At 29.8% G+C, this 14,837-nt stretch carries 16 protein-coding genes and 1 other RNA gene; 13 read left to right on the top strand and 4 right to left on the bottom strand.

The features are described from left to right. The 6 genes from VK071_00590 to rnpB form a co-directional block, all read left to right on the top strand. Positions 1-1,329 (top strand): toprim domain-containing protein (locus tag VK071_00590; protein HLR33812.1); only part of this gene is annotated, 1,329 nt, incomplete at its 5' end. A 24-nt stretch (positions 1,330-1,353) separates the two neighbouring features. After that, positions 1,354-2,463 (top strand): RNA polymerase sigma factor RpoD, encoded by a 1,110-nt coding sequence (gene rpoD / locus VK071_00585; protein HLR33811.1) that lies wholly within the window; start codon positions 1,354-1,356, stop codon positions 2,461-2,463. 88 nt (positions 2,464-2,551) lie between these two features. Further along, on the top strand, positions 2,552-3,247 hold the full coding sequence (locus tag VK071_00580; GenBank protein ID HLR33810.1) for a class I SAM-dependent methyltransferase: 696 nt from the start codon (positions 2,552-2,554) through the stop codon (positions 3,245-3,247). Next, the gene (locus VK071_00575; GenBank protein HLR33809.1) at positions 3,234-4,337 is read left to right on the top strand and encodes a Nif3-like dinuclear metal center hexameric protein; all 1,104 of its coding nucleotides are present in this window, start codon (positions 3,234-3,236) and stop codon (positions 4,335-4,337) included. Before VK071_00580 ends, VK071_00575 begins: the two co-directional genes overlap by 14 nt. Positions 4,338-4,356: 19 nt before the next feature. Next, the gene (locus VK071_00570; protein ID HLR33808.1) at positions 4,357-5,067 is read left to right on the top strand and encodes a C4-type zinc ribbon domain-containing protein; all 711 of its coding nucleotides are present in this window, start codon (positions 4,357-4,359) and stop codon (positions 5,065-5,067) included. 80 nt (positions 5,068-5,147) lie between these two features. Next, positions 5,148-5,490: RNase P RNA component class A (rnpB, locus tag VK071_00565), an RNA gene on the top strand. Positions 5,491-5,850: 360 nt separating this feature from the next. Here the strand turns inward: rnpB and VK071_00560 are convergent. After that, complete coding sequence (locus tag VK071_00560; protein HLR33807.1) at positions 5,851-5,973, bottom strand: hypothetical protein; 123 nt, start codon at positions 5,971-5,973, stop codon at positions 5,851-5,853. Between the two features lie 237 nt (positions 5,974-6,210). On the opposite strand from VK071_00560, the gene VK071_00555 reads away from it, so the two are divergent. Continuing rightward, the gene (locus VK071_00555) at positions 6,211-6,684 is read left to right on the top strand and encodes a pyridoxamine 5'-phosphate oxidase family protein (GenBank protein ID HLR33806.1); all 474 of its coding nucleotides are present in this window, start codon (positions 6,211-6,213) and stop codon (positions 6,682-6,684) included. A 56-nt stretch (positions 6,685-6,740) separates the two neighbouring features. Here VK071_00555 and rpsD read toward each other — a convergent pair whose 3' ends face one another. The 3 genes from rpsD to VK071_00540 all read right to left on the bottom strand — a co-directional run bounded on the left by rpsD (position 6,741) and on the right by VK071_00540 (position 9,243). Then, on the bottom strand, positions 6,741-7,340 hold the full coding sequence (gene rpsD, locus VK071_00550; protein ID HLR33805.1) for a 30S ribosomal protein S4: 600 nt from the start codon (positions 7,338-7,340) through the stop codon (positions 6,741-6,743). 248 nt (positions 7,341-7,588) lie between these two features. Next, a complete protein-coding gene (locus VK071_00545) occupies positions 7,589-7,861 on the bottom strand; it encodes a hypothetical protein (protein HLR33804.1) in 273 nt (90 codons plus the stop codon). An 11-nt stretch (positions 7,862-7,872) separates the two neighbouring features. Then, the gene (locus VK071_00540; protein ID HLR33803.1) at positions 7,873-9,243 is read right to left on the bottom strand and encodes a TRAP transporter large permease subunit; all 1,371 of its coding nucleotides are present in this window, start codon (positions 9,241-9,243) and stop codon (positions 7,873-7,875) included. Between the two features lie 420 nt (positions 9,244-9,663). Between VK071_00540 and VK071_00535 the strand changes: the two genes are divergently transcribed. From VK071_00535 to VK071_00510, 6 genes are all read left to right on the top strand, one after another. Further along, entirely contained in the window at positions 9,664-10,353 is a 690-nt protein-coding gene (locus tag VK071_00535) for a Crp/Fnr family transcriptional regulator (GenBank protein HLR33802.1), read from the top strand. Between the two features lie 68 nt (positions 10,354-10,421). Next, positions 10,422-11,195 (top strand): formate/nitrite transporter family protein, encoded by a 774-nt coding sequence (locus VK071_00530; GenBank protein HLR33801.1) that lies wholly within the window; start codon positions 10,422-10,424, stop codon positions 11,193-11,195. 12 nt (positions 11,196-11,207) lie between these two features. Beyond that, positions 11,208-12,212, top strand: coding sequence for an anaerobic sulfite reductase subunit AsrA (gene asrA / locus VK071_00525; protein HLR33800.1), 1,005 nt, complete (start codon positions 11,208-11,210; stop codon positions 12,210-12,212). Next, positions 12,213-13,007 (top strand): anaerobic sulfite reductase subunit AsrB, encoded by a 795-nt coding sequence (gene asrB, locus VK071_00520; protein HLR33799.1) that lies wholly within the window; start codon positions 12,213-12,215, stop codon positions 13,005-13,007. Positions 13,008-13,019: 12 nt separating this feature from the next. After that, entirely contained in the window at positions 13,020-13,970 is a 951-nt protein-coding gene (gene asrC / locus VK071_00515) for a sulfite reductase subunit C (protein HLR33798.1), read from the top strand. Between the two features lie 201 nt (positions 13,971-14,171). Beyond that, positions 14,172-14,837: L,D-transpeptidase (locus VK071_00510; GenBank protein ID HLR33797.1), on the top strand; the 666-nt coding region annotated here is incomplete at its 3' end.

Raw genomic sequence — 14,837 nt, 5'->3', positions numbered from 1 at the left:
TTAAGTAAAGGATATGAAGAAACAGATATAGAAAAGGCTGGATTAATATCTAAAAGGAAAAAAGGTAATGGATATTATGATAAATTTAGAGACAGAATAATGTTTCCTATTTTTGACACTAAAAATAGAATAATAGGTTTTGGTGGAAGGGTTATTAATGATTCAAAGCCTAAGTATATAAATTCACCAGATACACTAATATTTATAAAAGGGAATAATTTATATGGTCTTAATTTGGCTAATAAGTATTCAAAAAGGGAAAGGGTGGTTTTAGTAGAAGGATATACAGATGTTATTTCCTTATTTAATAATGGAATTAGATATGGAGTTGCAAGCTTAGGAACTGCTCTTACAAAAAATCAAGCTAGGTTACTCAGAAGATATGGGGATAATATATATATATGTTATGATTCTGATGAAGCAGGACTTAAGGCTGCATTTAAAGCAATTAACATTTTCAAGGAGATAAATATAAATGCAAAGATAATTTTACTACCTAAAGGGGAAGATCCTGATGAATATATCAACAAATATGGAAAGGACAAATTTGAAGAGTTAATTGACAAGGCCCTAAATTATATTGATTATACAATCTTTTTAAATAAAAGAAAATATAATCTAGATATAGTAGAAGAAAAGATAATGTTTACTAAAAACATTGCTAAAGTTCTTAAGAAAGTAAAAAGTCCTATTGAGCTAGATGCATATGTGGATAAGGTTTCTATGGATACGGGGATAGCAAAAGAAGCTATTAAAAATGAAGTTTATGGTAGAAATATAAATATCCAAAAAAAACCACAGAATAAGTATAGTAAGAGCAATTATAGAAATACTAAAAAGGAAATAAACCCTGTAGAATCTGTTCTAGAGGCAGCTCATTTAAATGCGGAGAAAAGTTTAATAAAGTTAATTATTGAAAATAAGGATATATATAATAAGGTTAATGTTTTAATAAAGCCTAAGGATTTCATGAATTTAGAATGTAGAGAGATTGGCAATCTTGTATATGATTTGTATGAAGAAGAAAATATTATAGAAAAAGATTATTTGGTAGAAAATTTAAAGGGTACAAAAGGTATAGACATTGATAATGTAATAGAAATACTAAATATGGACATTATTATACCAAATGATTCTGTTAATAAATTAATTGAAGATTTAATTGATACTATAAATTATTCTAAACTTAAGATTCAGAGAAAAAATATTATGAAAAAAATCCATGATATAGATAATAAGAAAGAAAAGGATGAAGGAGATGTTAAGATATTAAAGGAATTGAGCCTGAAGTTATTAAAAATAGACAGGGAGTTGAAACTACATTCATAGTTTTGCTGAAGGGAGGGAGTTTAAATGACTCAGAATGCAAAAAAAACTAAGGAAGAGAAGATGGAAGCAATTAAGAAACTAATGGATGAAGGTAAAAAGAGGGGCATGTTTACCTATAAAGAGATTATGGACTGTTTAGGGGAAATTGACTTGAGTTCTAAACAAATAGATGATATATATGAAAAATTTGAAGATATAGGTATTGATATAATAGATGAAAATGAATATGAAGAAAATATTGAAATTAAAGAGGATAAAGAAAAGTCTAAAAATAAAAAGGTAAGTATACCCCTTACTAAAGGAACAAATGTAGACGATCCCGTTAGGATGTATTTAAAGGAAATAGGGAAAATTCCACTTCTTACAGCAGAGGAAGAGGTTGCATTGGCAAAAAGAATGGAAGAAGGCGATGAAGAAGCAAAGAAAGAGTTGGCAGAAGCAAATTTAAGGTTAGTGGTAAGTATTGCTAAGCGATACGTTGGAAGAGGAATGCTATTTTTAGATTTAATTCAGGAAGGTAATTTAGGTCTTATGAAAGCTGTAGAAAAATTTGATTATAAAAAAGGTTATAAATTTAGTACCTATGCTACCTGGTGGATACGTCAAGCTATAACTAGGGCTATTGCGGATCAAGCAAGGACAATAAGAATTCCTGTCCATATGGTGGAAACCATTAATAAACTTGTACGAGTTCAAAGACAGTTGGTTCAAGATCTAGGTAGAGATCCAAATCCTGAGGAAATAGCATCAGAGATGGATTTAGAAATAGAAAAGGTTAGAGATATAATGAAGATTGCTGAGGAACCAGTGTCATTGGAAACTCCTATAGGAGAAGAAGAGGATAGTCAATTAGGCGATTTTATTGAAGATGAACAGGTTCAAGCTCCAGTAGACGCAGCAACTTTTACCATGTTGAGAGAACAACTTATGGAAGTTTTAGAAACCTTAACCCCAAGAGAACAAAAAGTATTGAGGTTAAGGTTTGGAATTGATGATGGAAGAGCTAGAACTTTGGAAGAAGTAGGAAAAGAATTTGACGTTACTAGGGAAAGAATAAGACAAATAGAAGCGAAAGCTTTAAGAAAACTTAAACACCCTAGCAGAAGCAAGACACTTAAAGATTTTTTAGAGTAGATTAAAGATTCGCTAAAAGAGCGAGTCTTTAATCTTCATTATTTTATTGTATATTTTTATTTATTTTATTTAGAGAGGAAGAAAAAATATGAACATATCTAATAGATTACTAACTATAGCAAATTTTGTTCCTAAAAATTCAATAGCAATAGATATAGGAACCGATCATGGCTATATACCAGCCTATTTAATAATGAATAATATAAGTAAAAAGGTAATAGCCACAGATATTAGTGAGGAATCTTTAAATAAGGGTAAGAATTACATAAAGGGTTTAAAACTTGAAAATGAGATAGAGACAAGAATTGGAGATGGGTTTGAAGTATTAAAATCTTTTGAAGCTGATACAGCAATTATTGCGGGTATGGGAGGACTTCTTATAGCTGATATATTAGAAAGTAGAAAGAATATTTCTAGAACTATTACACATTTTATATTACAGCCTATGGTTGCTTCAAATAAATTGAGAGAGTATTTATATAATAATAATTTTGAAATATTAGATGAAAGGCTTGTTAAAGAAGGAGAAAAATTTTATGAAGTAATCTATACAAAGCATGGTAAAGGTTATATAGAAAAAGATATTTATTTTGATATAGGAAAAAAACTTGTGGAAAATAAAGATCCATTATTAGAAGAATTTATTAACTATAAAATAAAACTTGCAGAAAATATATTAGATAAAATAGAGGATAAAACTACCTTAAAAAGTAAAGAAAGAATGAAGGCGCTAACAGAGGAAATTGAAAAATATAAGGAGGTGCTAATGTGTGTTAAAGGCTAAAGAAATTATTGGAATTTTAGATAATTGGGCTAAACCTTATTTAATTGATAGCTGGGATAATACAGGATTTCAAATAGGGGATCCAAACAAAAAAGTTGAAAAGATTTTGCTAGCTTTAGATTTAGATAATAAAGTCCTAAGGAAGGCTAAGGAAATTAAGGCGGATATGATTATTAGCCATCATCCCATTATTTTTGAACCTATAAAGAAAATTACTACAACAGGCTATAAAGAGAAATTAATATATGATATTATAAAAGAAGAGATAGTCGTATACAATGCCCATTCAAATTTAGATTTAGCTATTGGAGGGGTTAATGATACCTTTGCAGAATTATTGGGGTTAGAAGATGCAGAAGTACTTAGTACTTCTTATATCGAGCCTTTATATAAAATAGCAGTAGGCGTGCCAGAAAGTTATGCAGATAAAATTAGAAATGTTTTAGGAGAATCTAATGCCGGATGGATAGGGAATTATAGTCATTGTACTTATAATTCCGAAGGATTTGGAACCTTTATGCCTAGAGAAGGCACAAACCCCTTCATAGGTGAAACTAATAAACTAGAAAAAGTGAATGAAATTAAAATAGAAACAATTGTAGAAGAAAAAAACCTAAAGAAAGTCATAAATAAAATGATAAAAGCCCATCCCTATGAAGAAGTAGCTTATGATATTTATCCTTTAAAAAATAAGAATAAGGAATATGGATATGGAAGAGTAGGAAATATAGAAGAAATGCTATTAAAAAATTTTTTAGATTTGGTAAAAGAAAAACTAGATGTAAATCCTATAAGAGTTCATGGATATAAGGACAAAACTATTAAAAGAGTTGCTATTTGTGGCGGAAGCGGGGCTAATTTTATATATGATGCTTATAAAAAAGAAGCTGATATTTATGTAACTGGAGATATTAAGTATCATGATGCCCAATTAGGCCATCAATTAGGTCTTATTGTAGTAGATGGAAACCACTATGATACAGAGAAGATAATATTACCAAAGATAAAAGACTACATTTACTCTAATATACAAGGTTCAATTGAAGTAATTATCCATAAAGAAAGTAGTCCGACTGTTACCTTATATTAGTACAGATGGAGGTGTAAAATTGAAACAACTAGAGCTTTTATGGAAATTACAAGAACATGATTTAAAATTGAAGGAAACTAAAGCAAAATTAGAAGAACTAGCTAAAAAAGGATCTATTGAAACAATAACCCTAAAATTAAATAGTTTAGATAAAAGATTAAAGGATAAAAAGTTAGAACTAGAAGAAAAAGATAAAAAACTTAGAAAAAATGATAATATTCTAAAAGGATTAACCTTTCAGTTAAAAGAAGTAGAAAAAAACCTTTATGATGGAACAGTAACCGATGTAAAACAGCTTAATTACATGGCTGAGGAAAGTAAAAGCTTAAAAGAACATATAAATGAGTTAGAATTTGACATTATATATTTAATGGAATATGCTGAGAATATAAAAAAAGATATTTCTCATATTGAAAATGAATGTAATAAAATGAAATTTCAATTTGCAAAAAATAAGGATGAATATAATAGGATGACAAATCAAATTAGAGAAAAAATACGTCAGGAAATGGATGATGTATACCAAATTTCTACAGAGATTGATGAAGTATTATATAAGAAATACCATATGTTAAAAAAGAATAAAGTTTTTGCTATGGCAAAGGTTGAAGAACACAGATGTAATGGTTGTAATATGATAATACCAACTTATTTAATAGATAACCTTAAAAGGGATGAAGAATTACAGTATTGTGAAAACTGTGGTAGAATATTGTATTTAGAAAAATAGGGTAATGTAGTAATGTAATACCTTTGCAAATCATATTATTTTATGTTATATTATATTTACGATGATGATAAAAGATAATATGAGTAGGTTGGATGATCGCGTGTTTTTACATGAGGAAAGTCCGAGCTCCACAAAGCAGGATGCTGGGTAATTCCCAGTGGGGGCAACCCTAAGGATAGTGCAACAGAAATATACCGCCTAGTAATTTAACTAGGTAAGGGTGGAATGGTGAGGTAAGAGCTCACCAGCAACTAGGTAACTAGTTGGCTATGTAAACCCCATCCGGAGCAAGACCAAGAATGAACAAAAAAGACAGTTGCTTGCTGTTGTTCTAATGGTAGGTCGCAGGAACCTATTGGCAACAATAGGTCATAGATAGATGATCATCTAAGACAGAACTCGGCTTACAGACTTACTCACTATTGATAACTACGCCATTTCATATGGCGTTTTTTTATTTTGCCACTATTTTGCTTATTTATATTTTTTATAATGAATTTCTTCTACACTATTTTCTATGATTAAGTATTTATTTTGTAATTTTTATACAGTGGAAAAGCCGAGGATTATCCTCGGCTTATTATACTGGTTTAGTATCCCATATTATCACAGTTACAGAATAAAACTACTAACAATAAGAAGAAGAAAAGTAATGAATCGTCAAATCCACATCCTTGATGTCTTCTGTCACAACTCATGTCAGTCATAATCACACCCCCCTGCTGTGGTAACATAGTGGAGTTTAGAGGTTTAGTATAACCTATGCAATATACTTATAAAATGTTACCAGCGATCACAGCTACAGAATATAACCACTAAAAGCAAAAAGAAAAAGAGTATTGAACTATTATCACAGTCATCTCCTAATATATTACTAAATAGTCCGCCCCTATTAGTATCAGTCATGATTACACCTCCCAATAAGTAAATTAAGACTCTATATAAATTATGCTAGGTATTAAAAAGTGTTACTCGTAGGCTATAATTATTAAAAATGTATATTAATATTAGTTTTTAATTAAGTTTTATTAATTTGTATATTTTTAATCTAATAGCTAAATAATAGAATTAAATTGTTTATTATTAACTATAATTCTATTGTTAATAGGATTTTATGATTTAATATTGGGAGGAGAGGAGTATATGGAAGAAAAAATGGGAGTTCAAGAATTAAAAGATAATGTTTTAGAGTTTTTAAAAGAACATAAGAATGGTTCTTTAGCTACATGTATGAATGGTATTCCAAGAAGTAGTCCTGTCCAATACTTTGTTGGAAAGAATTTAGATATATACATAATTTCTGCTGGAGGAGATAAATTTAAATTTATAGCTAATAATCCAAATGTTTGTCTACTAGTGAATACAGACTATATTAATTATAGGCAAATAAAAGGGGTACAAATTTTTGGAAAAGCAACTACAAGTTTAGATAATGTAGAATTATTTAATGAAGCAAAAGAATATTATCCAGATTCTTATAGACTTGATTATGAAGAGGATTACCTAAAAATAATAAAAATAGAGCCTACCGAAATAGTATATTTAGATTCTTTAGGAGATGGAAATAGGACTAAGCAAATATTAAAGAATAGCGAAGTATTAGTAAAAGAAGAATAAAAAAATTAAAAAAGAAATTAAAAAATCGGCACTGTGAATTCATAGTGCCGATTTTTTTAAATAAGTCTTGAATAATATTCAACGACTAATTGATCATCAATTTCAATAGGAATTTCATCTCTATTAGGACTTTTTGTGAACTTGCCAGAAAAATTATCTTCATCCTTTTCTAAATAAGGGTAATTAACAATAGTAGAAGAAAGGAAGTTTTCTTTAAACAATTCAACATTTCTAGATTGTTCCTTTAAAGAAATAATATCTCCTACATTAACTCTATAAGATGGTATATTGATTTTTTTGTCATTTACTAGGATATGACCGTGAACTACCATTTGTCTAGCTTGTCTTATTGAGGAAGCAAAACCTAATCTATATACTAAATTATCTAATCTAGATTCTAATATTTTTACTAATGCTGTACCTGTTTGTTCATCAGATTTTTTAGCTTCTCGCACATATCCTATAAATTGTTTTTCAATTACACCATAGTATGCTCTTAATCTTTGTTTTTCAAGAAGTTGCATTCCATAGTTTGAAAGTTTTTGACCATCTCTTGAATTGCCCTTATTAGCCCTATTCATGGCTTTTGGATGGCCACATACATTTAATCCTAATCTTCTAGATTGTTTAAATCTAGGTCCCATCATTTTTGCCAAAATTATCAGCTCCATATTATATATTTGCCGCGATAATTTAAAGCCAATTATATAAATACTATACTACAAAACATCCACATTGTAAATGATAATTATTATCAATTAGTGTTCTGTTTTTAATTCATGTTTATTCTAGGCAAAAAATAAATGAAGTAATAATCAGTAAGTAGTCTATAAAGAAAATAAAACATTAAAATTGACACTATATTTTTATAGTGTCAACTTTTTATAGAAGTCTTAAGTGTAAGTTAAGAGTTATCCTTATTTGAGTTTTTAAGTGAAAGAGAATGAGAGTCGTTAGTGTATATTACTATTAACCCAGCTAAAACTGCTATAGCAGCGGCTCTAATAAAATAGGGCATTACTATATCAGAGGCTGAGGTAGCCAGTTTTGTTCCAGTATCTCCACCTACAATCATAGCAATAATAAACATGGCTAAAATAATTCCCCCACCTAGAATAGCTATTATTATAAAAAGGCTAAAAAGCCAACTTAAAACCTCTTGTACTTTATTTTTCATTTTCCATCCTCCTATATGAATAATACTGGTAAAAGTTCTGCAAGTATGATTATAGCTAATGCAAGATGTATTAATACCCAGGTTAAGGCTAGTTTAGATGTTTCAATTATATCGGAATCGGCAATCCCCATAGCTGTATACATGGCAAGAGCTAAGGGCGGTGTCATACCTTCTAAGGCACCAGTTATTGCTGGTAATATTGCTGCAACTAGTAAAGGATTAGTACCTAATGCGGCGAGAGAGCCTAATATGCCTGTACCAAAGATGGCTATTTGGGATGAGCCTGGTAAAATCATACCTAGGAATGCTGTAAATATAGGGAAAAATATTGCTAATTGTAGTTTCGTCATATTAAAAGATTGAACAAATTCCCCTATGGCAGTACCGATATCTGCATCTCCCATTAGATAAGAAATAGAATAGGCAAAGTACACAGTTGCCGCAACAGGAGTTATTTGAACTACACCTGCTTTAAATATTTCTAAAATATTTTTTATCTTTAATCCTCCAGAAATCCTATCTCTACTTATGATCAAAGAATAAATAGCTGCTATTCCAGGAGTAAATAATATTACAGAACTTGAAAAACTTTCTGCTCCAGCCTCTCCAAGTCTTTCTTTAAAGAAAGTAGAGCCAAATTTATAATCTAAATATAAAGGTAGAAAAATTATTACCGGCACTAATAAAGCTTTCCAGCCTTTTTTTAAAGCTTCTGAAACTTTTGGTATGTCTTCCTTAGGAACAGGACTTACTTTGTATTTTAGACATAAGATATATAATGTAACTACTCGTTGAATTATAAACCAGATAGCTACTCCCCATACTGCCATCCAAAATTGGGCTAAAGTATAAGTGTTAGGATACATTTGATCAAGAACTCCGAAGGCTAGTAAAATAGTACCAGATGGAGGAATCATAGGGCCTAAAGAGCTTGCAGACATTTCAACAGTTGCAGCTAATGCCCTAGGGAAATTAGTATGAATCATAGTAGGTATTGTAAAAACACCAGTTGCTGCAACATTACCTGGGCCAGTTCCTGATAATGCAGCCATAAAGGTACTAGATAACAAACTCACATATCCAGCGCCACCTCTAAAGCGACCTACTAAAGATAATATAAAGTCAATAATATCTTCGACAACATTGGTTTTTCCAAAAATAAATGCTAAAGATAAAAAAGCTACTATAGCATAAAATAAAGTATTTGTCGAAGGTTTGATTAAATATTCTGTTAATTTATCATATCTTCCCATCGCCACTACCATAACTATGTAACCTATAAACATAGCTTCATATATAGGTCTTTTAAATAAAACAAAAACTATTGTAATAGTAGCCAATAGAGTGAGAAGATAAATTAATTCTATTGGTATTCCGAACATATGTGTCCCCCTTTTCTTTTATAATAACACTTAATATTTACCCATTATTAAAAGATTTAAACAATAAAGTCTAATTTTTAATGAAGATATTCTTTAAATTGCAGCATCTGTAAAAAGGAGATACAATATAAATATGATAATATATAGATAAATCGGGGCATATGCCCCGATTTAGAAAAGACTATTAGTATCTACCACAATTACAGAATAAAACTACTAATAGTAAGAAGAAGAATAGTAAGGAATCATCAAAATCACCGCAATCTCTACGGCCACCAAGATTATCTACCATAATTTACACCTCCTGTACATATGCTGAGGTATTTGCTACTCATTATAGAATATGATTTTATAGAAGAATTGTGAATAAAGTTTGTCTAAGGGAATATAGATTAAAAGTAAAAAAGGGGCGAATATTTTATGACTAAAAAATTAAAGAAGAAAATTAAAAAATTAAATTTATTCTACAGCGTACAAACCGAATATATAAATTATTTAGCTCAGAAATCTTTTATAGAGAAATTCAAGGAAGGGGATATATTATTTTTTGAACAGGATGAAATGGATTATATATACATAGTGTTAAAGGGAAAGGTTACCCTTTTTAAATTATCTGAGATAGGTCAAAAACGAATCATATTTTTATTGGATAAAGGGGATATAGTTAATGAGGTAATATTTGATGATCTTCCATCTTCAATAAGTTGTGAAGCTTTTGAAGATAGTGAGGTACTTAAAATTGACAAGGACGCTCTTCTATATATTATGAGCAAAGATTTTAATCTAACTAAAAAAATAATAAATTCTATTTCTAAGAAAAACAGAAGGCTTTATAGACAATTAAAAAATATAATTCCCATTAGGATGGATAAAAAATTGGCGGCAAAACTATGGAAATTAAGTAGAGATTATGGTGTAGATATAGAAGAAGGGGTTTTAATTGATTTAAATTTAAGTGTGACATATTTAGCAGATATGTTAGGAAGTACTAGGGAAACCGTTTCAAGGGCTATTAATGATTTTGTAAGATGTGGACTAATTCAATATAAGAATAATAAAATAGTTGTTAAAAACAGAGATGAGTTATCAATTTATTTTAGAGGGGTGTGATTTTTATCACAGCCTTTTTTCTTCTCATATGTTAATTTATAAATAATCAAAGGTTGGAGGTGTGATTATTGTTTAGTGAAGAAATTGATAACTTAGCATCTATAGCTAAAAACAAAGAAAATTTATTAGAAGAAAATAGCCTTGGGTACATAATGTCCTCAATGCTAGCTGGTATTTATGTAGGGTTTGGAATACTTTTAATTTTTACTATTGGGGGATTTTTACAACATACAGGTACTCCTAGTACTAAAATTTTAATGGGAGTATCCTTTGGTATAGCATTAAGCCTAGTACTAGTAGCAGGCTCTGAGCTTTTTACAGGGAATAATTTAATAATGATGGTAGGCTCATTAAACAAAAAAGTCAGTTGGAAAGGAAGTTTAAAAGTTTGGCTATATAGCTATATAGGTAATTTCTTAGGTAGCATATTACTTGCTATATTATATGTAAAATCTAAACTTCCTACAGAAAGCGTGGCAGATTTTATAATAAGTGGCTCTCAAGCAAAAATTGATGCAGGGTTTACTCCACTACTTATTAGAGGAATACTTTGTAATATGCTTGTATGCTTAGCTGTTTGGTGTTTCTTCAAACTAAAAAATGAAACAGCAAAACTTATAATGATATTTTGGTGTTTATTTGCATTTATAACTATTGGAATGGAGCATAGTATTGCAAATATGACTTTAATAACTATAGCTTTTATGTTACCCAATAGTGGTATTTCTATAGCGGGTATATTTAAAAACCTTATACCTGTAACTATTGGCAATTTTATAGGTGGAGCTATTTTTATAGGATGGGTTTATTGGTATATAGCCAAAGGTAAAATAAAAGATTAGAGGAGGTTTAAAATGGGGGTTTCTTTAAGATTAAATGAATTTAATGATGTATTATGTGAATTAAAAAAGGATTACGTAGTATATGCTCCTAAGGTTTTTAAAAACAAAGGAAGATTTTCAGATACAGACCTAGTTAGATATGATGAAATATCTAGTATAGAAGAAATAGAATTTAATAAAAAAACTTATTATTCACCAAAAGAAGTATTAATTCCAATCACTCAAACTTTATTTTATTTTACAGAGGATAAAGTGACGGAACCAGAAATAAATGAGAAAAAAATATTAGTCTTTTTACGAAGTTGTGATATTCATGCAGTTAAAAGATTAGATGAAATTTATTTAAATAATGGGAATTTTGAAGATCCATATTATAAACAATATCGAGAAAGAGTCAAGTTTATACTTATGGAATGTGAAAAGAGTTTTGAAAATTGCTTCTGTGTAAGTATGAAGACTAATAAGACTGATAATTATTCTATGTTTATTAAAAGAGAAGATGATAATGTATTAATAAAAGTAAAAGATGATGAATTTTCTTCTTACTTTGATGGGGGTATTGATATAGAAGTATCTCCAAAATTTGTTGAAGAAAATGAAATAGAAGTAAAAATACCAGATAACCTTAATACAGATATTTTTGATTCACCTATGTGGAAAGAATATACTTCTAGATGTATAGCTTGTGGTAGGTGTAATACAGTCTGTGGAACTTGTTCCTGTTTCTCTATGCAAGATATATTTTATAGTGACAATGAAAATGTTGGAGAAAGAAGAAGGGTATGGGCATCTTGTCAAATAGATGGTTACAGTGAGGTAGCTGGTGGATTTGATTTTCGTGGAGATCAAGGAGATAGGATGAGGTTTAAGGTTATGCATAAAATCTATGATTTCAATAAGAGATTTGGTTATCACATGTGTGTAGGGTGTGGCCGTTGTGATGATGCATGTCCTGAATATATTTCATTTTCTAATTGTGTAAACAAATTAAATAATGAAGTAAAGGAGGGAAGGTAAATGGAAAACAATATTTATTTACCTTATAAATCAAAAATACTAGACATAATACCTCATACCGATATAGATTATACTTTTAGAATAAAGTATGAAGGAGATGTGAAACCAGGACAGTTTTTCCAAGTGTCAATTCCTAGATATGGGGAAGCACCTATATCAGTAAGTGGAATAGGGGAAAATTTTATTGATTTAACTATTCGAAAAGTTGGAAAGGTTACGGATGTAATTCATACATTTTTCCCAGGTCAATATTTGTTTATAAGAGGACCTTATGGTAATGGTTTTGATTTAGAGTTATTTGAAGGGAAAGAAGTTATAGTTACAGCAGGAGGTACAGGTTTAGCTCCTGTTAAAGGAATAGTAGATTATTTTTCTGAAAACAAAGATAAAGTAGAAAAATTAACTTTAATAAGTGGGTTTAAATCTCCATCAGATATTTTGTTTAAGGATGATTTTGAAAAATGGAAGAATGAAATGGATACAATACTTACAGTAGACCAAGGTGATGAAGGTTATACCGGAAGTGTAGGGCTTGTAACGGAATTTATAGAGGATATAGATATTAAAAATGTAGAAGAAGCCAATGTGGTTGTAGTAGGACCACCTATGATGTTAAAATTTACTCTTCAGGAGTTTTTAAAGAGAGGTATTAAGAAAGAAAATATTTGGGTTTCTTATGAAAGAAAAATGTGTTGTGGAATAGGGAAATGTGGCCATTGTAAAATAGATGATACTTATATTTGTTTAGATGGACCAGTTTTTAACTATAAAAAAGCAGAGAAACTTGTGGATTAGGAGGTGTATATAATGGATATAAATACAGGTCGTCTTAAAAAGAATGCTTTTAGAGTAACAAAAGAAAGAGGAAAAACTGCTGCAAGAGTTAGGGTGCCAGGAGGGCATATTGAGGCAGAACATTTAGCAATATTGAAAGAAATTGCAGAAAAATATGGAAATGGTACTCTCCATATAACCAGTAGACAAGGTTTTGAAATACCAGGTATACCAATGGAGTATGTATATGAAGTAAATAAATCTCTTCAACCAGTTATAGAGGGGTTAAATATAAATCAAGTTGATCCTAATACAGGTTATCCAGCTTCTGGGACTAGGAATGTATCAGCTTGTATAGGAAACAATGTATGTCCTTTTGCTAATTATAATACAACAAACTTTGCGAAAAAAATAGAGGATGCAATTTTTCCTAATAATTTTCATGTAAAAGTTGCTCTTACAGGTTGTCCTAATGATTGTATTAAAGCGGCAATGCAAGATTTTGGTATAATAGGTATGACGGAGCCACAATACGATTATAATAGATGTATAGGCTGTGAGGCTTGTGTTGACAATTGTAAAAAGAGAGTAACAGGAGCTTTATCCTTTGAAAATTACAAAGTAGTAAGAGATCCAGAAAAATGTATTGGTTGTGGAGAATGTGTAGACAAATGTCCTATGTCTGCCTGGACAAGAAGTGAGGAGAAGTATTATAAACTTATAATAATGGGTAGAACAGGAAAGAAAAATCCAAGACTTGCAAGGGAATTTATTAAATGGGTAGACGAAGAAAGTATTATAAAAATAATTTTAAATACTTATGATTTTATAGAAGAATATATTGATAAAGATGCTCCAGGAGGAAAAGAGCATATAGGATATATAATAGATAGAACAGGCTTTCATGAATTTAAAAAGTGGGCTTTAAAAGATGTAGAATTAGGTCCTAAAGCAGAAGTACAAAATAATATATATTGGTATTAAAAATAATAAATAAAAAACAAAACTATGTTATCAATTTTCGAGTATTAAATTTCTTGAAAATTGATAACGTTTTTTTATGGCAAAATTTATAAAAAATAGTATACTCCTTTACTTATGATGAATAGGATATAAAAAGAGGAATATAGATTAAAGAATAATATTAATCAATGATGAAATTATGTGTAAAGGGGTGTCATTAAATTGAAAAAAAGTAGGGCCCTAATTAAGGTACAAGTTTTACTAATAGTGATGTTATTTTTTATTAATACAATAAGTTATGGGGAAGATGCACTAGGTGAAGAGCCTTTGGAAAAATATATTAGTAAAGGGTTTAATGGGGCTCAGGTAGAGCAAAGGAATACTCTTTTAAAATTTCAGGCAGAAAATAATTTATCAGTAGATGGAATAATTGGAAAAGAGACTAATATGGCTTTAAAAGAAAAGGACAAAGAAATAATAGATATAATACCAGAGGAAGTTAAGGATGATAGGTGGTTTATAGTTATAAATAAAACGAAAAAGATATTAACAGTCTATAAAAGTGGAAAGGTATATAAAAAGTATCCTGTAGCAGTAGGTAAACCTTCATCTCCAACTCCTGATTATAAATTTACCATTATTAATAAAGCAAAAAATCCTTATTGGGGTGGAATGGGTGGTAAGTTTACACCAATAGAAGGAGGAGCCCCCAATAATCCTTTAGGAAAAAGGTGGTTAGGCCTATCTATAGAGGAACATTGGGGATATGGGATCCATGGGAATTCATCCCCATCTTCAATAGGAGGTTATGTATCTTCTGGATGTATAAGAATGATTAATGAAGATATAGGAGAATTATTTGAATATATTCCTGTGAAAACAAAAGTT

The sequence above is a fragment of the Tissierellales bacterium genome, assembly GCA_035301805.1.
In the GTDB taxonomy this organism is placed as follows: domain Bacteria; phylum Bacillota; class Clostridia; order Tissierellales; family DATGTQ01; genus DATGTQ01.
The sequence above is the reverse complement of the archived record's forward strand: the minus strand, read 5'-3'. Positions and strand labels throughout refer to the sequence as shown.